Below are 18,888 nucleotides of genomic sequence, written 5' to 3' on the forward strand. Positions count from 1 at the left end.
ATTTAGTTTTGATTAATGTGAGATTATATCTAAAAAAGAGTAAATTTTAGTTTCTGTTAGGAGCGGCTTTGGCTTCTTTGCTATCTGGATAGCCTACTTTTAAAGCCTTATAAAATCTATTTGCACTTTGAGTATCACCAATCTTATCAAAGCTTATAGCTGTGTGATACAAAAGTTTTGGAGTGTAGTCAGCCTTATCTTCACTTTGTATACTTTTTTTATAGTATTGTATGGCCGTACTGTATGATTTTTGACTATAAGCAACTTCACCTAAATAATAATTTGAAGCACCAGTTTTATAGCCTTTTTTATTTAAATATTCAAAATATTCAGCTGCTTCTGTACTATTACCAGAATTTAAAAGCTTAATGCCATCAGCTAAAATGTCTTTGTCACTTTTGCCACTAAAATTTGAAGTTGGCTTATTTTGTTGTTTTGGATTTGCATTTTGCTTTGGTTGAGCAGCGTTTTTATCCATTATCGCGCCTAGTTTATTTAAGGCAGCAGTAATATTTTTATAGTTTTTATCTTGTATATCCCTAGTCTCATCAACATAAGCTTTTAATGATGTCAAACTTACACCAGAATCGCTTATCCCGCCATTGACTTTGGTTTCGATATCGTTCATTCTTTGCTCAAGCTTGTTCATCCTAGCACTCATGCTCTCGATCAAGCTTTGCAAACCTTGAAGTTGTTCTGAAACATTATCCATGTTTTCTTCAATATTTTGAACGCTTCTTTTGTTGCTTAGAGTTGCCTTTTCATCATCTGTTAGTCCATATGGATTTGCGCTATCCATATTGCCTGCATCAAATGCTGAAACTTCTTGAGCTGAACCTATAGAGAAAGCGGCTCCAAGAAGAGCCGCAATGATTATTTTTTTATTCATTATTACTTACAGATTAAGGAAGTACTTTGAAATCTGCACGTCTATTTTGAGCGTCGCAAGCTTTTGTTTTGTCTGTACAAACTGGGTTGCTTTCGCCAAAGCTTACTACAGCGATTCTATCAGCGCTAACGCCATTTCTTACAAGAGCGTCTTTAGCACTTTTAGCACGTTTTAGACCAAGAGCATAGTTATACTCATCTGTACCCCACTCGTCGCAGTTACCTTCTACTTTTATAGAAAGAGCTTGAGCGTCAGCTTGGTTAAATACTGATGCATTTGAGCTAACAACGCCTTGTTGGTCAGCTTTGATATTGAATTTATCAAAGTCAAAGTATACACTTTTAACTTGGCTCTCGATGTTAGCGATAAGAGCTGCTAATCTATCAGCATCACTCATGCTACCTGAGTTATCTGCAGATTGATTTGAATTTGCATTCATATCAACTTCAGGGTTTTTAGAGCTACAACCGCTCAACAATAAAGTTGCAACTGCAACACTTGCTAGAACTACTTTTTTCATTCCTTATCCTTTTTGAAAAATTTGGTCGAATTATAACATATTTTTTTTAAATATTATCAGAATATTACCAATCAATAGATTGAATTTTACCTACTTTTAGTGGAAATTGGAAACTTCTGTTCTCATTTAATCTAACAACGCCAAGCGAGCTTTGACCGCCAAGTTCTTTGATAAAAACGACACTTTGACCATCGCTTGAAAATCTTGGATAGTTATTTTTACCATTTGCTGTAAGCTGGCGAATAAAATCAGTTTGAGTTGAAATTAGATAGATATTAAAGCCACCACTAGCCTCTCTACTTGAATAAACTACATAGTTTTCAAAAGTACTTACTGAGTTGTTGTTTTTGCCATGAAATACCATTTGCTCAACACTTCCGCCTGAAGTTGCAGGTGTTGCAAAGATGTTTGGATACCCAAGTCTATCTGAAACAAAAACTATTCTGCTGTCATTATCTACGAAATTTCCATTTACATCAATACCTGGATAGTTTGTTATCTGAGTTAATTTTTTGCTACCTGTATTATAGATGAAAATATCTGGTTGATCTTTTGGAGCCATAGTTAATAGAATTTTACTTCCATCTTTGCTAACATCAGATGCTATAAGCATACCCATACTATCTATTATCTTCGTTTTAGTGCCTGAATTTAGGTCATATCTAAACAAAGTTGGTCTGTTATTTACATAAGATGTATAGTAAAATTTACTCTGATCAGCGCCTGCCCATTTAGGGAAAATGTTTAGACCGCCACTTACTATTGTCTTTTGATATGTAAGTGTGTAATCAGCCACTATAATAGAGCTTTGGCGAGCTGAAGTGTATTTTGCTAGGATGATAAATTTCTCCATCCAGCCAACTGGTGGTAAATTTAGCTCATTTGTTAGCTCAACTATACTCTTGTGTGCCAAAAACGGATACTTTGCACCATCAGGCATGTTATAGACTCTCTCATACCTTGTAGTTGCAGTCTTTGCATCAATGAGTTTTACTCTTAAAGTAAGAGGTGAGCCCATAGAACCCTCAAGAGCATATCTAAAAATAAGTTCAACACCTTTGTCGCTCATTGTATTTGTAGCTGCTGTTCCCTCGTAGGTTGAAGGCACGTGATCTTCGATAACCTCAAAGTCTGAGCTAACTTTCAAGTCACCTAGCATAATCTTAAAGAATTTATCTTTAAAGCCTGCATCACTAACAGCTGTAGTTGCATCTTGCAAAGCTATCTTTGGCAAAGCAACACCTTGGTTGATAACAGATATCGTCGCATCAGCAGCATAAAGCCCTAGAGCAACGCACAAAAAAAGAAAAATTTTCTTCATCTCTACTCCGTAAATTTATAAATTTTAGTTTATTTTATCTTCTAAATTTAAATTAAAAGTAGTACTTTTGTCTGGATTAAATGGAAATTTCTCTGCAGTAAGCTTTTCCAAGCACTCTTTTACCTTTGCATTAAACTCTTCATTATACGATAGCTCTAAAATTTCATAGCTAAAATTTCCACTCTGATCTATCATAACTTTTACTTTGGCAAGATTTGCAGAGTCAGCTTTATAGCTTTGCCATCTTCTTTGAATTTGTTTTGTTATAGCACCCATCAATGGATCATAAGTGCCGGTCATTTGTGACTTTGGAGCTGTTGGGTTTTGATCTATCTTTAGGCTCTTGATGATGTCGCTAGCCTCTTTTGCAGCTTTTGAGCTAGAAGCCTCGCTTTTTTTGCGACTTTGCACTTTATTCTCAGCTTTTTTTATACCATCATCTTTTTTAAGCTTAGTCGAGTCTATGTCGCTAAAGAGATCTTTTATATTTGGCTCTTTTGGTTTTGGCTTTTCAACTGGCTTTGGCGTAGGTTTAGGCTCAGGTTTTGGCTCTGGCTTAACATCCTCTTTAGGCTCTTCACTAGGTTTTGGGATTTCAGGCTTTGGTTCTGGTTTTTTAGGCTCAGGTTTTGGCTCTTCTTTTGGAGGAGTTGGCAAGCTTGGGGTTGGCAATGGCTCATCTGGCACAACAGGTTTATTTGTAGTCTCTTGTTTGTCTTCTTCTGACTCTTTTTTAGGTTCTGGTTTTGTCTCTTTTACGACCTCTTTTGCTTGTTTTGGCGCTTTTATGGTTTGGTCAACTTCTCTATCAACCATAACTACGTCCATAATAGCATCTTTGTCATCAGTATATTTTTTAGGAGGTTCGCTAAAAAAAGTAAGCTTTATAAACAAAGCAAGCACAATGATAATGTAAATACAAAACGCTACAAAAAATGAACTAAGCGTTGGAAATTTAACTTTATTAGGCATCTTAACCGTTTGTCTCTAAAGCTACTTTATTAAAACCAGCACCTTTTAAAGTCTTTAATACAAACATAACATCATCGTATTTTAAATTTTTATCAGCCTTTATGTATATAGGCGAGGTTTTGTCATATTTTGCACTCATTAGTGCAATGTTATCTGGAAGTTCAGCAAGGCTCATTGTGCTTTGAGCTATTCTAACTTGTCCTTGTGCATTTATAGACACTATAAGATCTTTTTGTTTAGACGTAGATGTTTTTGCCTTTGAGCCATCTGGCAATGTTATATCTTCTTGATATGTTATAGTTGGCATTGTAACCATTAAAATAGCCAACAAAACAAGCATGATATCAACAAGAGGCGTTATGTTTAACTCTGGTGTTTCGTCGTCAAATTTAAGAGCCATCTATAACGTCTCGTCATCTTTTTTAAGTGCTATCATAACGTCAGCTTGACGCTCGATAACGCTCATTAGTTCGTAAGCTTTTCTTTTTATAAGCAAGTTAAATGTATATGCTGGGATCGCAACAAAAATTCCGCATCCAGTAGCGACAAGCGCTTCTGAAATAGCTGGGGCTATAACTCCAAGAGATGAGCCTGTACCATTTCCTAGCTGTGAAAATGTCTCCAAGATAGATACGACTGTTCCAAAAAGACCGATAAATGGAGAAGTAGAAGCTATTACACTAAGCCATGTAAGCCCACTTGTAGCATTTTTTTCGGCAATGCTTATGCAAACATTTAGCTTTTCTTTCGAAATTCTACCACTTGCACATTTCTTTAAAGATGAGTCATTTGGTATATTTTTAGCGCCCATAAGCAATGCTTCAAGCGCATTTTGCTCGCGTTTTTGCCAAGCTCCTATGCCAGCCATTCTTGAAAAAAGAATTGTAAAACTAACTATAAAATATATTGACAACCAAGTTAAAACTATAATTGTAATAAAACTACTTCTTTGAATGTAATTTAAAAATATATCTATTCCGCCCACTTATCTTGCTCTCACTACATTTTCCATTTTTGATATAGTTGCTGCAAAAGCATTTGTATCACTGCTCATACTCTCTATCAAATTTCTAGCAGCTTCTAATGAATTTGCAAGTTCGCTTTCACTATTGCCAGAGACATAGACCGCACCGTCAGCTAGTATAACTACTTTGCCCTCATCGATCTTTGCATAGCCCCAGTTAATAGCAACTACATCATGCTTTTTATGCTTATCTTCTATATCTATAATACCTGCTTTTAAAAGAGATATTAATGAGGCGTGGTTTGGCAAAACACCAAACTCACCCTCGCTACCTGGAAGCACTACACTACTCACGTCATCATTAAATATCTGACCTTGAGGAGTTACGATCTCTAAATGTAATTTATCCATTACGCTTCCTTTTTAAATTTAAGCCTTAAGTTTTTCAGCTTTAGCTAAAGCCTCATCTATATTTCCAACCATATAAAATGCTGCTTCTGGTAGATGATCATATTTACCTTCTAAAATTCCCTTAAAGCCAGCGATATTTTCGTCAAGACTTACGTATTTGCCAGGGCTACCTGTAAATACTTCAGCAACGAAGAATGGCTGAGACAAGAATCTTTCTATCTTTCTTGCTCTATCAACTGTTAGCTTATCTTCTTCGCTAAGCTCGTCCATACCAAGGATAGCGATGATATCTTGAAGGTCTTTATATTTTTGAAGCACAGCTTGAACGCCGCGAGCTACTTTATAGTGATCTGCTCCTAAAATTTGAGGATCGAGCATTCTTGATGTTGAATCAAGTGGATCAACAGCTGGATAGATACCTTTTTCTGCGATCGATCTGTTAAGAACTGTTGTAGCGTCAAGGTGAGCAAAAACAGTTGCAGGAGCTGGGTCTGTAAGGTCGTCAGCTGGAACATAAACAGCTTGAACAGAGGTAATCGAACCTTTTTTAGTTGATGTAATCCTCTCTTGGAATTTACCCATCTCGCTTGCAAGAGTTGGCTGATAACCAACAGCTGACGGGATACGTCCAAGTAGAGCTGACATCTCTGCACCTGATTGAGAAAAACGGAAGATGTTATCGATAAACATCAAAACGTCAAGTCCCATCTCATCACGGAAGTACTCAGCCATTGTAAGACCAGTTAGCGCGATACGGTTTCTTGCTCCTGGTGGCTCGTTCATTTGGCCATAGCACAAGGCAACTTTATCCAAAACGTTACTTTCTTTCATTTCGTGATAAAGGTCGTTTCCTTCACGAGTTCTCTCACCAACGCCTGCAAATACAGAATAACCGCTATGTTTAAACGCAACGTTGTGGATAAGCTCCATAATAATAACTGTTTTACCAACACCAGCACCACCAAATAGACCAACTTTACCACCCTTTGCATAAGGAGCTAGAAGATCAACTACCTTGATACCAGTTTCAAAAATTTCACTCTTTGTACTTTGCTCTTCAAATGGAGGAGGGTCGCGGTGGATAGACCAGTGCTTATCAAAATTTATACCCTCGCCCTCGTCGATCAAATCGCCAACTACGTTAAAAATTCTACCCAAAACTTTTTCGCCAACCGGCACACTTATAGGTGCACCAAGCGCTTTAGCCTCTAAGCCACGAGTCAGACCCTCGCTCATATCCATAGCGATCGTTCTAACTCTATTATCACCTAGGTGAGCAGCAACTTCTAATATTAGTTTATGTTTCTTGCCCTCAACCTCAAAGAAAACTTCTATAGCTTCATTGATCTTCGGCAAGTAGTCATTAAAGTCAACATCGACCACAGGGCCCATAACTTGACTAATAACACCCTTCATTCATACTCCTTTTATTTCATTGATTCAACACCACTGATGATCTCGATAAGCTCAGTGGTAATAGACTCTTGTCTTGCTTTGTTGTAAGCAAGATTTAACTGTTTGACGCGTTGTTTAGCATTGTTTGTTGCATTATCCATAGCTTGCATTCTAGCGCTGTGCTCAGCCGCCAAAGAGTCAACTAAAGCATAATACATACTATACTCAAAATATTTATTGAGCAATTCATCCATAATCTTAGTATAGTTGTCCTCTGGCTCAAATTCCATCAAAGAATTTGTCTCAACCGCAACTATCTTAGACGGCTCAATAGGCACAATATCATTTACTCTAATCTCTTGAGAAATCATATTTTTATAGCCATTGTGTATTAGCACAACCTTATCTGTTATGCCGTTTGTAAAGTCATCAATAGCGTCTTTTATGATCTTTTGAGCTTTTTCATATGTAGGAGAAGAGCTAGCTCCGACGTAAGTCTCAAGTAGTTCAACGCCTTGGAAATTGAAAAATTCTATGCCTTTTTTACCAACAGCTCTTAGTCTAACTTTGATCTTTTTAGCTTTTAGCTCATCGATCATGCGCCTAACTGTCTTTATAGTCTGGACATTAAAGCCACCGCAAAGCCCTTTATCAGCGGTAACAAATATAATATCAACCTTTTCTACACTCTTTGTTGTGTTAAAAAATTTACTCTCAGTCATAACTGAAGCGTATTGATTGATCTTATAAGCTATCTCTGATAAAACCTCATTGATCTTAAGTGCGTAAACTCTAGAGTAGCGTGCAGCCTCTTCAGCTTTGCGAAGCTTTGCTGTAGAGACAAGCTTCATCGCACGCGTCGTCTTTTGAGTGTTTTGGACGCTCTTGATCTTTCGTTTTATATCTTTTAAATTTGACATATCTTAGCCCTAGTTAGCGGCAAAAGTCGCTTTAAAATCTTTCAACGCTTTATGTAAAATTTCTTCTACTTCTTTATCAAGAACTTTTTTAGTTCTGATTTGCTCAAAAATTTCAGGGTATTTTGCCTCGATATATGGATATAACTCAGCTTCAAATTTTGTTACATTTGCAGTTGCAACATCATCTAAATAGCCCTTAGCACCAGCAAATATGATAACTACTTGATTCTCAACTGGAAGCGGAGAATATGGAGGTTGTTTTAGTACTTCAACCATCTTTTGGCCGCGCTCTAGTTGTTTTCTTGAGCTCTCATCAAGGTCACTTGCAAACTGAGCAAATGCTTGTAGTTCGCGGTACTGAGCAAGGTCTAGTCTTAACGTACCAGAAACTTGCTTGATAGCTTTTATCTGAGCTGCACCACCGACACGAGATACAGAAAGACCAACGTTGATCGCTGGGCGGATACCTGAGTTAAATAGGTCACTCTCAAGGAAAATTTGACCATCTGTAATAGAAATAACGTTTGTTGGAATATAAGCTGAAACGTCGCCCGCTTGAGTCTCGATAATAGGTAGAGCTGTCAAAGATCCAGCGCCTAGTGCGTCATTTAGCTTACTTGCTCTTTCTAGAAGTCTTGAGTGAAGGTAGAAAACGTCACCTGGGTAAGCTTCACGACCTGGTGGTCTTCTTAAGATCAAAGACATCTCACGGTAAGCAACCGCATGTTTTGACAAGTCATCATAAATGATTAACGCGTGGCGAGAGTTATCTCTAAAGTATTCACCCATTGTTACGCCAGCGTATGGGGCAAGGTATTGAAGCGCAGCTGCGTCACTAGCACCAGCATTTACAACTATTGTGTAGTCCATAGCGCCGTATTCTTCAAGCTTTTTAACGACTTGGGCAACGGTTGATTGTTTTTGACCGATAGCTACATAGATACAAATGACATCTTGACCTTTTTGGTTGATGATAGTATCGATAGCAACTGTTGTTTTACCAGTTTGGCGGTCGCCGATGATTAGCTCTCTTTGACCTCTACCGATTGGCACAAGTGCATCGATAGCTTTGATACCTGTTTGAAGTGGCTCATGAACGCTTTTTCTTGCCATGATACCTTTTGCTTTTTCTTCGACGAAGCGAGATTCAGTAGCTTCGATTGGTCCTTTTGCGTCGATTGGCTCACCGAGTGAATTTACAACACGGCCAATCAATGCGTCGCCAACTGGCACACGTAGAAGTTTTTTTAGTCTTTTTACAGAGCTTCCTTCTGTAATACCACTAGTTTTTCCAAGGATAACTATACCAACACTGCTCTCTTCAAGGTTAAGAGCCATACCCTTTTCGCCGCTTTCAAACTCAACCATCTCACCAGCCATAACGTTTTTCAAACCATAAACGTTAGCAACGCCATCAGCGACTGAGATGACTTTACCGGTCTCTTCTACATCAACACTTAAATCAAAATTTTCAATACGCTCTTTGATTATCGTGCTAATTTCGTCAGCTTTAATTTTTGCACTCACGCTTTCACTCCTTTTTAAATTGCTTTTAATATATATTCACTCATTTGACTTTTTAGTCTGTCGATAGAGAAATTTACCTCGACACCTAAATCGTCTAACTCAACTTTTACACCGTTGTAATCGCTCTTTGAGCCATCAAGCTTGATCTTAGAGTTAAATTTCTTAGAGAAATTCTCTTCCAAAGCTTTTAGCTGCTCAGCGCTTAGATCAAAATTTCCAACAACCTCGCCGCGATATGTATTTTCAAGTAAAGATTGCTCTATCTTCATCTCATCTAGTATCGCAGGTATAAGCTCTAGTCTTTTGTTTGCACCAAGAAGCTTTATAAAATTTGCAAATTTAACATCTTGATTTTTAACCAAAGATAGTACAAATTCAACCTTTTGTGAAGCCTTTAATGTCGGCAAACTTATAATGCTTTTAAATTTATCGCTAGCAAAAGCAGCAGCTAGTTCTGATAAATTTTCAACAAATGCATTAAGTTCATTGGACTTTACGTCGCTTAAGATCGCTTTTACGTATTTTTTAGCTACTACTTCATTCATTAGCTAACCTTTTTAAGTATGATATTTACAAGCTCTTTTTGATCGACTTTTAGGCTATCACTTGAGAAAATGTCGCTCAAAATTTCATTTACAACGCCTTTTGTCATCTTGCGCTCTTCAAATTCTTTTTGCTCTTTGTAGCCTTTTTCGATATTTGTGATATCGTTTTGAGCCTCTTTTTTAACTTTAGCAGCTAAATTTACAGCCTCTTTTTTCGCAGTTTCGATTAGAGCATTTGCATTTTGTTTAGCCTCTTCTACACGCTTTAAAACGTCATCTTTTTTAGCTTTTGACTCACGAAGCTTCTCTTGAATGCTCTCAAGCTTATTTGCGATCCTATCGATCCTGCTTTGATAAAGAGCTTTTAGTGGCTTAGCAGCAAAATATACCAAAATAGCAAAGAAAAGTAAGAAGTTTAGCGTTCTCTCGACTATGTCGTAGTTTGTTCCACCATGCTCGCTAGCGTATGCTAGAAATGGAAGTGCTAGAAAAAATAAAATTTTTATCTTCATAAATTTCCTTTAAATTTTAGAGAGCTTAGCATTTAAAGCTGCTCTAAGCTCAGGTAGTTTAGCTGATAGATCTGCCTTTAGGCTATCTTTTTGAGAGCTTAAAGCGTTTAAAAACTCATTATAATCAGCCTCTAAACTACTTTTTATTGCATTTATCTCTTTTAAAGACTCTTCTTTTGCCAAATTTAAGGCCTCTTGTCTTATTTTGTTAGCCTCAGATCTTGCATTTTGTATGATCTCTTCGATCTCTTTTTCATGAACGCTTAAGTCGCTTGCATTTTTGCTAGTGCTCTCTTCGTCATTTTTTATAGAGGCATTTCTGTCATCTATAAATTTAAGCATTGGCTTGTATAGCAAAGGATTTAAAATGGCGATCAAGACAAAGAGAACGATAGCCGTTAAAAGCATCAATGGCACATCTATTTCTAACATCCACTCTCCTTATTTTGTTATTAAGTTTTATTTAATATTCAAATCAAAGTCTGATTTTACAATAAAATACTAAAAATAAAAATAAATTTGTAATTCTATTTTAGCTTAGCGATAAATTCTTCTACCTGTGAAATATCGCTAAATTCTAATATTAAATTTTTAGATTTTACTTTTGTTTTTATCTTTAAATTTTTAAAAATTTCTTGTAAATTTGATAATTTTTTGCTCATTTCTTCTGAAATTTGAGGCTTTGGCTCTTTTACTTCTTCTTTATTCTTTATCTTTTTTACTAGGATTTCTGTATCTCTAACACTTAGTTTTTGCCCGATAATCGTATCGACGACCATTCTTTCTTCTTCGCTACTAAGGCCTACGATGACTTTAGCATGGCCTTGCGTGAGCTTGTCTTCTTGTAAAAGTCTTTGTGTGTAGTCACTAAGCAGTAAGAGCCTCATTGTATTTGTTATCTGGGTTCTGCTCTTATGGATGATGTTTGCTAGGCCATCTTGTGTGATCTTATACTCATTTATGAGCTCTTTATATGACTTTGCAAGTTCGATTGGATTTAAATTTTCACGTTGTATGTTTTCGATAAGCGCAAGCTCTCTTAAATTTTGAGACTTGATATCAGCGATGATCGCCTTTATCTTGCTTGCTCCAAGCATCTTTGTAGCGCGGTATCTACGCTCACCAGCTATTAGCATGTAACCGTCATCTTTTTTGATGACGATTATTGGTTGTATAAGCCCGTGTCTTTTGATGCTAGCACTTAGCTCTTTTAAAGCCTCTTCGTCAAAATGTGTCCTTGGCTGGTAAGGGTTTGGTAAAATTTCATCTATATTTATCTCTTCGACTATCTCAGAGTCGTTTAAATTTGCGATCTCTTTGCTGTAGGCCTGCTCTACATCTTCAAGTATCGCGCTAAGTCCGCGCCCTAATCCACCTTTTTTCGCCATTTTTTTCCTTATTTTTTAGTTTAAAATACAATATGCCAAATTTTGATATGCGATCGAGCCTGGTGATTTTATATCATAAAGTATCACTGGCTTGCCAAAACTTGGGCTTTCAGCAAGTTTTACATTTCTTGGGACGACTACAAATTCCTCTTTGCCATCCTTGCTTTTAAAGAGCTTATTTTCAAAATGCTGCTTTAAATTTGCAATAGTCTCTTTTGAGAGATTATTTTGCGAGCTAAACATAGTCGGTAAAAAGCCCTTTATATTTAGCTTTGGATTTATCGTTTTTTTGATGATCTTGACTGTGTTTAGGATCTGCGCCAGACCCTCAAGTGCGTAAAATTCGCACTGTATCGGGATGATCACACTATCGCTTGCACTAAGAGCATTTATAGTGATGCTGCCAAGTGCTGGAGGACTATCGATGATGATAAAATCATAGTCATCTACAACTTCTGAAATTTTGTTTTTAAGGATTAGTTTATAGTCTTTGCTTTGATCGTTAAATTCTTGCTCGATACCGACAAGTCCGATATTTGACGGAGCTAGAAAAAGCGTTGGGATCTCAGTTTTTAGCACTATTTGTGAGAGCTTTTTCCTATCTGTTAAGACGTGATAGATGTTAAACTCGTAGTCGCTTCTGCTAAAACCAAGCCCGGTCGTCGCGTTTGCCTGTGGATCGATGTCTATTAATAATACTTTTTTCTCAGCAACCGCCAGTGATGCGGCTAAATTTACGGCCGTTGTAGTCTTGCCAACGCCGCCTTTTTGGTTAGCTATTGTTATTATCTCGCTCATCTTAACGAATATACCTTTTCCCCATTTAATAATATCGCTCCATCCTCGCAAATTTCAGCATCCTGAAGCGAAACAGCTCTATTTGCAATATGCGTAATAAAACTTTTTGACTTGCAAAAGTCTATCCTAAATTTGCTAAAAATTGGCTTCCATAAAATCTTTTTATCAAGCATGCTAACAAAACCCCAAACTAGCTCATCTACGCTAGCTTTTATGTCTAAAATGCCCGCGTTTTCGGGTGCGCTAGCTAAATTTATCCCCATGCCGCAAATGTAAATTTCATCCACTTTATTTGTCAAAGTACCGCCTATTTTGCGCTCATCTACGTAAAAATCATTTGGCCATTTTAGCCAGCACTTTGAGCCAAGTTCGCTCAAGACCTCACGCATCAGCATAGAAAAATATATCGAGATCGAGGGCGGAGGTATGTCGTTTGGCAGCTCATCTTCACTTATGCAAAATGACATAAACAAATTTCCGCCAAGCCCCTCCCAGCTGTTGCCACGGCTGCCGACTCCTTTAGTTTGATTGTGCGCTACGATCATGTGTGGTGGCTTTATTTCGCCGTTTTTTAGGGCTTCTATCAAAAATTCCTGCGTCGAAGGCAGACTTTGGATAAACTCAACCTTCAAATCACACCTTAAATTTATAGAAGTGATTTACTGGATTTTGTCCGCCGCCAATGATCACAGCGTTTTTGATAGCGTTAAAGATATAATCATGCGCGTTTTTCACGCTCTCTTTTAGACTAAGCCCATTTGCTAAATTTGAAGCGATCGCACTTGATAGCGAGCAGCCTGAGCCGTGAGTAGCAGTCGTTTTTATGCGCTCATCGCTAAAAATTTCATACTCTTTGCCATCATAAAATATATCAAGCGACTTGCCGTCAAGTTCGCCACACTTTAGATAGACGCTTTTTGTGCCAAATTTCAAAAGATCCTTGCAAGCCTCTTTTAGCTCGCTCTCACCCTTTATCTCACGCTTTAAAATTTCGCGCGCTTCAAAGATATTTGGCGTGATCACGCTCGCAAGTGGGAAAAGCTCCTCCACGATCGCATCTTTTGCAGCACCCTCTAGCCAGATGTCGCCATTTTTACAGCTCATAACAGGATCAAGCACGACTGGCGGTAAATTTTTGATCTCTCTTAGCGTTTTTGCGACGCTTTTGATGATCTCAACGCTTGGGACAACGCCTATTTTTACCACATCAACTCTTATATCATCAAATATCGCCTTGATCTGATCCTCGATGAGTTTTGGCTCAACTAACTGCATGCCAAATATGCCCTTTGTATTTTGAGCAGTGACCGCTGTGATCGCTCCCATCGCATATACGCCGTGTGCTATAAAGACCTTTATATCAGCTAGAACTCCAGCTCCGCCACTTGGATCAACCCCTGCTATACTTAGCGCATTTTTCATAACCGCTCCTTTAAATTTATTTTAATTCATCACCAACACTAAGGCGCTTACCATTTATATATGCTTTTGCGTTTGTTGGCTTTTTGCTTGGCTCTTGAAGCTCATAAATTTTGATCGCCCCACCCTTGCAAGCTACCACGACGTGGTCCTTTTCTACGCTTAAAATTTCTCCGCTTTTTCCACTTTTTTCACTTAGCTCAAGCGATAAAATTTTTAGTCCATTTGCCAGATAAATCCCTGGCCAAGGTGTGAGCGCACGAAATTTATTATAAATTTGCCCCGCCTCTTCATCAAAGCTAAAAAGCCCGTCGCTCTTACTTATCTTTTTGCAGTGCGAGGCCTGCGCGTCGTCTTGCTTTTGTGGCTTTAAATTTTCAAAATTCTTAAGTACTTTTACGATTAGCTCACCGCCAAGCTCGCCAAGCTCACTAAAAAGCTCGCTTGACATCTTGTTTTCGCAAGGCGTGTAGATGAAGTCCAGCATATCGCCAGTATCAAGACCAGCATCCATCAGCATAGCTGTAACGCCAGTTTGCTTCTCACCTGCTAGGATCGCGCTTTGGATTGGGCTTGCACCTCTATATTTTGGCAAGATCGAGGCGTGTAAATTTATACAAGTTGCCACGTCAAGCACGCTCTTAGGCAAAATTTTGCCATAAGCTGCCACCACGATAAATTTAGGCTCAAATGCCTTTAGCTCAGCAACCACCGCCTCATCTTTTAGCGTATTTGGTGTAAGGACTGGCACGCCTACTAGCTCATTTTGTGCGTAAATTTTGACCTCGCTTGGGGTTAAAATTTGCTTTCTGCCAACTGGCTTATCAGGCTGGGTAAAGACCGCTTTTATGTTAAAGCCAGCCTCTTTTAGGTGCCTAAGTATCCTAACGGCATAATCAGGCGTCCCCATAAAAACTACATTCATCACTTTCCTTTAAATTTCAACGACTTTTATTTTGATCTATGTTTTTGCTGCTTGGCGGCCAAGAGGCGCATGGATCTTTCTGCCAACTAATCTTTTGCAATACTAAATTTCTTAGCTCATTAACGCTAACTTTGCCACTACGATCAAGATCCAGCCTTTTAAATTCATCACTAGTGCATAGATCTGGCGCTATTTTTAGCGCTGGTGGTGCCTTACATGCTCTCCACTCATCTAAATTTAGCATGCCGTCACGATCTATGTCATTAAAATCTAAAAACATATATGCCGGATCCGCTGGCTCGCAACTATATGCACCAAGATAAAATAGCATAATGTAAAAAACTTTCTTCATTTTATACTCTTAAAAATCTCTGTTCAAAGCACTAAAAATTCGCAACTCAAAGCTCTTTTTTAAGTAGCTCAAGCAGTGCAAATTTAAGCTCGTCGATGTTCTCGTTTGTCGCTGAAGAGATCGGCAAAACAAAATATGGTTTTTTCGCGTCAAAGCTGTATAGGTCTTGCTTATAGACAAATTTACCAACTTGTTTTGGCTCTAAATTTATACTTTTCATAAATTCTTTTATATTTTCATCTAAATTTTCAGCCGCATCGACTCTGGTGATAGCGATCGCATAGTCCCTACTAGCAAGCACACTTGAAAATTTAGCGACCTCCTCTTTTAGCACGCTAAACTGCTCGCTCATGCTTCTGTAGTTTGCACTATCTATCATAAAAAGCAAAATTTTATTTCTCTCGATGTGCTTTAGAAACTGCACGCCAAGGCCGCGTCCATCACTTGCTCCCTCGATGATACCAGGGATGTCAGCCATGACAAAGCCGCTAAACTCATCGACCTCGACAAGTCCGAGCTTTGGCGTAAGCGTGGTAAATTCGTAGTTTGCTATCTGTGGTTTGGCGTTTGAGACGGCTGAGATGAGGGTTGATTTGCCAACATTTGGAAAGCCAACAAGACCCACGTCAGCTATCAGCTTTAGCTCAAGCCTGACCTCTACGCTCTCTTCTGGCATGCCCTTTTGAGCGTATTCTGGAGCTTGGTTGATAGAGTTTTTAAAGTGAAAATTTCCAAGTCCGCCCTTGCCACCTTTTAAAAAAAGCGTCCTTTGCCCCTCCTCTACCATGTCGCAAAGTAGCTCGTTTGTCTGCGCGTCATAGACTGCCGTTCCTGGTGGCACGATGAGCTCTAGGCTCTCGCCCTTTTTGCCAGTCATTCTTTTGCCCATGCCAGCCTCGCCGTCGCTCGCTCTCATCGCCTTTTTGCCCTTGTAGTTTGCCAGTGTGTGGGTGTTGTTGTCGCAGACAAAATATACATCTCCGCCATCACCGCCATCACCGCCGTCTGGGCCGCCTAAAATGACGTGCTTTTCGCGGCGAAAGCTCACTGCACCAGCTCCGCCATGGCCTGAACTTAGGGTTAATTTCACGCTATCTATAAACATTTTTTACCTTAAATTTATCTATTATTTAGTTTGAATTTTAGGCGAGATTATATCTTTTAAATGATTAAAATTTGTTTTGCGTTTAAAATCTCACTTTGTTTTTAGCATCTGATAAATTTATAAAATCAGCCAAATTTTTGCCTAAATTTCATAAAATGGCGCAAAAGGATAGAGAATGAAAACACTTACGATTATTGATACTTTTGGCTTCTTTTTTCGGCTTTACTACGCTATGAGTGGGCTTAAAAACAGGGAGGGCAAACCAAGTGGCATGATAAGCGGCTTTGCAAATTTCATAGCGAGCCTAAAAGATGAGTACCAAAGCGACTACCTCATCTTCGCACTTGATAGCAAGGGCAAGACCCTGCGCCATGAAATTTTGGGCGAATACAAGGCAAACAGGAGCGAGCCACCAGCTCAGCTAAAAGAGCAACTGCCAGTTTGCATAGATATGATAGAAAAAATGGGACTTTACAGCCTTAGCCGTGAGGGCTACGAGGCCGATGACATCATCGCAAGTGCGGTTAAAATTTGCAAAGATAAAGATATATTTGTGCGAATAGTCACGCATGATAAGGACCTTTATCAGCTCATAGAGGACGGCAAAGTGAGCATCTACAGCCCACAAAGCAAGATCGACCACGATAGCGCTAGCTGCTTTGAAAAGTATGGCGTCTATCCAGCTCAGGTGAGGGACTTTCTAGCCATTGCTGGAGACAGCTCAGATAACATCCCGGGCGTCAAAGGTATCGGCGCAGTGGGAGCTAAAAAGCTTTTAGCTGAGTATGGCAGCTTAGAGGGAATTTATGAAAATTTAGCCCTTATTAGAAACGAGCGCACCAAAAATATGCTAGCAGCCGCAAGAGACGAGGCGTTTTTGAGCAAAAAACTAGCCACGCTATTTGATGACGCGATCACTTCGCTTGATCTTGAACAGTCTAAATTTCCAGAGCAAAATCCTTTGATAAACATCTCAGAAATTTTAAAAGAGTACGATCTAAACAGGCTTCTTAAGAGCTTGCAAAAAGAAGAAAATGCCGAATTTAAGCTTGGCTTTAGAGCAAATTTACTACTTGATGAGGCAAGCATCGAAAAGCTACTCTCTAGCGTCACGCCAGAGACTATCGTCGCCTTTGACACTGAGACCACGGGCGTTGATAGCAAGAGCGCAAAGATCGTTGGTTTTAGCTTTTGCTTTAACGACGAGGACGCCTACTACGTGCCAGTGGCTCACAACTACCTAGGCGCGCCAAAGCAAATAGACCTAAAATTTGCCACTTGGGCGGTAGGGCAAATTTATAAAGGCTGCGTGATCGGACAAAATTTAAAATACGACTTTGAGATCGTAAAAAACAACCTAGGGCTCAATCCCCCAGCAAATTTTAAAGACACGATGATACTTGCGTGGCTTAGCGATCCAAACTCAAGTGTCGGCATGGACGCGCTGGCAAAGAGGCTTTATGACTACGACACGATCAAATTTGAAGATGTGGTCAAAAAGGGACAAACTTTTGGCGATGTGCCACTAGAAAATGCCGCTAAATACGCCGCTGAGGACGCTTGGATAACGCTTAAATTTTATAAAACTTTTTTAAACACACTTGATAAAAATTTACTCGCCCTTGCCGATACGCACGAGTTTCCTTTCATCCTCACGCTCTTTGACATGGAGCAAAACGGCATCAAGATAAATGAAGCTAAGATGCAAAAGCTCATCCTTGAAAACGACACCAAACTAAAGGCGCTAACAAGTGAAATTTACGAGCTAAGCGGCGAAAATTTCAACATAAACTCCGTAAAACAGCTTGGCGTTATACTTTTTGAGCATCTAAAACTTCCAACCAAAAAGAAGACAAAAACAGGATATAGCACCGATGAGAGCGTGCTAGCTGAGCTCATAGACGCTCATCCGGTGATTGAAAAAATTTTAGCTTACAGAGAGCTTTACAAACTGCAAAGCACCTACTGCGAGCCGCTTTTAGCGCTTGCGAAAAAGGACGAGGGCTCACGAATTTACACGAGCTTTTTGCAAACTGGCACAAGCACAGGCAGGCTTTCAAGTAAAAATCCAAATTTACAAAATATCCCAGCACGCGGCAGCCTCGCAAAGGACGTCAGAGAGTGCTTTGAGGCGCGCGAAGGGTATAGTTTTGTGGGGCTTGACTACAGCCAGATCGAGCTTAGACTGCTAGCTCACTTTAGCCGTGATCCTGCGCTGCTTGAGGCGTTTAAAAATGACGAGGATATCCATGCAAGGACGGCTATTAGCATATTTGGTAGCAGCGACGGGCAAAATAGAGCCGTGGCAAAGAGCATAAATTTTGGGCTCATTTATGGCATGGGCTCAAGCAAGCTGGCAAATCAAGTAAATATCACAAGAGCCGAGGCAAAAGAGTATATAGAGCGCTATTTCAAGGCGTTTGCGACGATCAAAGAGTTTTTAGAGAGCATAAAAATTTCAGCCAAAAACGATGGCTTTGTGCAGACACTACTTGGCAGAAAGCGCTACTTTGACTTTAAAAGTGCCACACCTATGCAAATAGCGATGTTTGAGCGTGAGGCGGTAAATACGGTTTTTCAAGGCTCCGCAGCAGACCTTGTCAAGATGGCGATGGTAAAAGTTAGAGCAAATTTAGATGAAAATGCAAGAATGCTGCTTCAGATCCACGACGAGCTAATTTTCGAGGTCAAAGACGAATTTGCGCAGGAATTTGGCAGAGCGACGCAAAAGACGATGGAGGAAATTTACACGTTAAATGTGCCACTTAAAACATCGCTAAATATCGCCAAAAACTGGGGCGAGTTAAAGTAAAGTAATTTTTGGCTAGAAAGAGCGACAGTAGGTTTTAATACCAAGCACACAGCAAAAACTAGAGAAATTTTAGAAGCTGCGATAAACAATACGCTTTAATTTTAGTGTAAATT

General features: G+C 39.1%; 21 protein-coding genes. 1 reads left to right on the plus strand and 20 read right to left on the minus strand.

Annotation, left to right across the window (positions count from 1 at the left end; genetic code table 11):
* Positions 1-46 precede the first annotated feature (46 nt).
* The 20 genes from CVS81_RS02525 to obgE all read right to left on the minus strand — a co-directional run bounded on the left by CVS81_RS02525 (position 47) and on the right by obgE (position 15,963).
* Positions 47-889, minus strand: a complete 843-nt coding sequence (locus CVS81_RS02525) for a tetratricopeptide repeat protein (RefSeq protein ID WP_002939416.1) — start codon at positions 887-889, stop codon at positions 47-49.
* Positions 890-902: 13 nt separating this feature from the next.
* The gene (locus CVS81_RS02530; protein ID WP_002939415.1) at positions 903-1,409 is read right to left on the minus strand and encodes an OmpA family protein; all 507 of its coding nucleotides are present in this window, start codon (positions 1,407-1,409) and stop codon (positions 903-905) included.
* A 64-nt stretch (positions 1,410-1,473) separates the two neighbouring features.
* Positions 1,474-2,730, minus strand: coding sequence for a Tol-Pal system protein TolB (gene tolB, locus CVS81_RS02535; protein WP_009294339.1), 1,257 nt, complete (start codon positions 2,728-2,730; stop codon positions 1,474-1,476).
* Between the two features lie 24 nt (positions 2,731-2,754).
* Entirely contained in the window at positions 2,755-3,702 is a 948-nt protein-coding gene (locus tag CVS81_RS02540) for a TonB C-terminal domain-containing protein (RefSeq protein WP_012001335.1), read from the minus strand.
* Between the two features lies 1 nt (position 3,703).
* A complete protein-coding gene (locus tag CVS81_RS02545) occupies positions 3,704-4,102 on the minus strand; it encodes a biopolymer transporter ExbD (RefSeq protein WP_107964995.1) in 399 nt (132 codons plus the stop codon).
* Entirely contained in the window at positions 4,103-4,687 is a 585-nt protein-coding gene (locus tag CVS81_RS02550; RefSeq protein ID WP_051282749.1) for a MotA/TolQ/ExbB proton channel family protein, read from the minus strand.
* Entirely contained in the window at positions 4,688-5,077 is a 390-nt protein-coding gene (gene atpC / locus CVS81_RS02555) for an ATP synthase F1 subunit epsilon (RefSeq protein ID WP_002939398.1), read from the minus strand.
* An 18-nt stretch (positions 5,078-5,095) separates the two neighbouring features.
* The gene (gene atpD, locus CVS81_RS02560) at positions 5,096-6,493 is read right to left on the minus strand and encodes a F0F1 ATP synthase subunit beta (protein ID WP_002939420.1); all 1,398 of its coding nucleotides are present in this window, start codon (positions 6,491-6,493) and stop codon (positions 5,096-5,098) included.
* Positions 6,494-6,504: 11 nt separating this feature from the next.
* Positions 6,505-7,392, minus strand: a complete 888-nt coding sequence (gene atpG, locus CVS81_RS02565) for an ATP synthase F1 subunit gamma (RefSeq protein ID WP_002939426.1) — start codon at positions 7,390-7,392, stop codon at positions 6,505-6,507.
* A gap of 9 nt (positions 7,393-7,401) precedes the next feature.
* Positions 7,402-8,919, minus strand: a complete 1,518-nt coding sequence (gene atpA, locus CVS81_RS02570; RefSeq protein ID WP_009294343.1) for a F0F1 ATP synthase subunit alpha — start codon at positions 8,917-8,919, stop codon at positions 7,402-7,404.
* Positions 8,920-8,933: 14 nt separating this feature from the next.
* Positions 8,934-9,464, minus strand: a complete 531-nt coding sequence (locus CVS81_RS02575) for a F0F1 ATP synthase subunit delta (protein ID WP_103578919.1) — start codon at positions 9,462-9,464, stop codon at positions 8,934-8,936.
* The gene (locus tag CVS81_RS02580) at positions 9,464-9,976 is read right to left on the minus strand and encodes a F0F1 ATP synthase subunit B (RefSeq protein WP_107964996.1); all 513 of its coding nucleotides are present in this window, start codon (positions 9,974-9,976) and stop codon (positions 9,464-9,466) included. Before CVS81_RS02580 ends, CVS81_RS02575 begins: the two co-directional genes overlap by 1 nt.
* 9 nt (positions 9,977-9,985) lie before the next feature.
* A complete protein-coding gene (locus tag CVS81_RS02585; RefSeq protein WP_103609739.1) occupies positions 9,986-10,408 on the minus strand; it encodes a FoF1 ATP synthase subunit B' in 423 nt (140 codons plus the stop codon).
* Between the two features lie 95 nt (positions 10,409-10,503).
* Positions 10,504-11,364 (minus strand): ParB/RepB/Spo0J family partition protein, encoded by an 861-nt coding sequence (locus CVS81_RS02590; RefSeq protein ID WP_009294347.1) that lies wholly within the window; start codon positions 11,362-11,364, stop codon positions 10,504-10,506.
* A 15-nt stretch (positions 11,365-11,379) separates the two neighbouring features.
* Positions 11,380-12,162, minus strand: a complete 783-nt coding sequence (locus CVS81_RS02595) for a ParA family protein (protein ID WP_002939402.1) — start codon at positions 12,160-12,162, stop codon at positions 11,380-11,382.
* Positions 12,159-12,794 carry a biotin--[acetyl-CoA-carboxylase] ligase gene (locus CVS81_RS02600; protein ID WP_107964997.1) on the minus strand — a complete coding sequence of 212 codons (636 nt, stop codon included), beginning with the start codon at positions 12,792-12,794 and terminating at the stop codon, positions 12,159-12,161. The genes CVS81_RS02595 and CVS81_RS02600 overlap by 4 nt, the downstream gene beginning before the upstream one ends.
* Position 12,795: 1 nt before the next feature.
* Positions 12,796-13,584 carry a bifunctional hydroxymethylpyrimidine kinase/phosphomethylpyrimidine kinase gene (thiD, locus tag CVS81_RS02605; protein WP_107964998.1) on the minus strand — a complete coding sequence of 263 codons (789 nt, stop codon included), beginning with the start codon at positions 13,582-13,584 and terminating at the stop codon, positions 12,796-12,798.
* Between the two features lie 16 nt (positions 13,585-13,600).
* Positions 13,601-14,506, minus strand: coding sequence for a methionyl-tRNA formyltransferase (gene fmt, locus CVS81_RS02610; protein WP_107964999.1), 906 nt, complete (start codon positions 14,504-14,506; stop codon positions 13,601-13,603).
* 16 nt (positions 14,507-14,522) lie between these two features.
* Positions 14,523-14,858, minus strand: coding sequence for a GDP-mannose dehydrogenase (locus CVS81_RS02615; protein ID WP_107965000.1), 336 nt, complete (start codon positions 14,856-14,858; stop codon positions 14,523-14,525).
* A 46-nt stretch (positions 14,859-14,904) separates the two neighbouring features.
* Positions 14,905-15,963 (minus strand): GTPase ObgE, encoded by a 1,059-nt coding sequence (obgE, locus tag CVS81_RS02620; protein ID WP_103596185.1) that lies wholly within the window; start codon positions 15,961-15,963, stop codon positions 14,905-14,907.
* 175 nt (positions 15,964-16,138) lie between these two features.
* On the opposite strand from obgE, the gene polA reads away from it, so the two are divergent.
* A complete protein-coding gene (gene polA, locus CVS81_RS02625; protein ID WP_107965001.1) occupies positions 16,139-18,775 on the plus strand; it encodes a DNA polymerase I in 2,637 nt (878 codons plus the stop codon).
* Positions 18,776-18,888: the final 113 nt, after the last annotated feature.

The sequence above is a fragment of the Campylobacter concisus genome (genome assembly GCF_003049065.1).
GTDB classification, from domain to species: domain Bacteria; phylum Campylobacterota; class Campylobacteria; order Campylobacterales; family Campylobacteraceae; genus Campylobacter_A; species Campylobacter_A concisus_BE.

What these genes read in the sequence shown, in the direction of transcription:
- CVS81_RS02525 (WP_002939416.1), bottom strand. Translation starts at nt 889, where the DNA reads ATGAATAAAAAAATAATCATTGCGGCTCTTCTTGGAGCCGCTTTCTCT.
- CVS81_RS02530 (WP_002939415.1), bottom strand. Translation starts at nt 1,409, where the DNA reads ATGAAAAAAGTAGTTCTAGCAAGTGTTGCAGTTGCAACTTTATTGTTG.
- tolB (WP_009294339.1), bottom strand. Translation starts at nt 2,730, where the DNA reads ATGAAGAAAATTTTTCTTTTTTTGTGCGTTGCTCTAGGGCTTTATGCT.
- CVS81_RS02540 (WP_012001335.1), bottom strand. Translation starts at nt 3,702, where the DNA reads ATGCCTAATAAAGTTAAATTTCCAACGCTTAGTTCATTTTTTGTAGCG.
- CVS81_RS02545 (WP_107964995.1), bottom strand. Translation starts at nt 4,102, where the DNA reads ATGGCTCTTAAATTTGACGACGAAACACCAGAGTTAAACATAACGCCT.
- atpC (WP_002939398.1), bottom strand. Translation starts at nt 5,077, where the DNA reads ATGGATAAATTACATTTAGAGATCGTAACTCCTCAAGGTCAGATATTT.
- atpD (WP_002939420.1), bottom strand. Translation starts at nt 6,493, where the DNA reads ATGAAGGGTGTTATTAGTCAAGTTATGGGCCCTGTGGTCGATGTTGAC.
- atpG (WP_002939426.1), bottom strand. Translation starts at nt 7,392, where the DNA reads ATGTCAAATTTAAAAGATATAAAACGAAAGATCAAGAGCGTCCAAAAC.
- CVS81_RS02575 (WP_103578919.1), bottom strand. Translation starts at nt 9,464, where the DNA reads ATGAATGAAGTAGTAGCTAAAAAATACGTAAAAGCGATCTTAAGCGAC.
- CVS81_RS02580 (WP_107964996.1), bottom strand. Translation starts at nt 9,976, where the DNA reads ATGAAGATAAAAATTTTATTTTTTCTAGCACTTCCATTTCTAGCATAC.
- CVS81_RS02585 (WP_103609739.1), bottom strand. Translation starts at nt 10,408, where the DNA reads ATGTTAGAAATAGATGTGCCATTGATGCTTTTAACGGCTATCGTTCTC.
- CVS81_RS02590 (WP_009294347.1), bottom strand. Translation starts at nt 11,364, where the DNA reads ATGGCGAAAAAAGGTGGATTAGGGCGCGGACTTAGCGCGATACTTGAA.
- CVS81_RS02595 (WP_002939402.1), bottom strand. Translation starts at nt 12,162, where the DNA reads ATGAGCGAGATAATAACAATAGCTAACCAAAAAGGCGGCGTTGGCAAG.
- thiD (WP_107964998.1), bottom strand. Translation starts at nt 13,584, where the DNA reads ATGAAAAATGCGCTAAGTATAGCAGGGGTTGATCCAAGTGGCGGAGCT.
- fmt (WP_107964999.1), bottom strand. Translation starts at nt 14,506, where the DNA reads ATGAATGTAGTTTTTATGGGGACGCCTGATTATGCCGTTAGGATACTT.
- CVS81_RS02615 (WP_107965000.1), bottom strand. Translation starts at nt 14,858, where the DNA reads ATGAAGAAAGTTTTTTACATTATGCTATTTTATCTTGGTGCATATAGT.
- obgE (WP_103596185.1), bottom strand. Translation starts at nt 15,963, where the DNA reads ATGTTTATAGATAGCGTGAAATTAACCCTAAGTTCAGGCCATGGCGGA.
- polA (WP_107965001.1), top strand. Translation starts at nt 16,139, where the DNA reads ATGAAAACACTTACGATTATTGATACTTTTGGCTTCTTTTTTCGGCTT.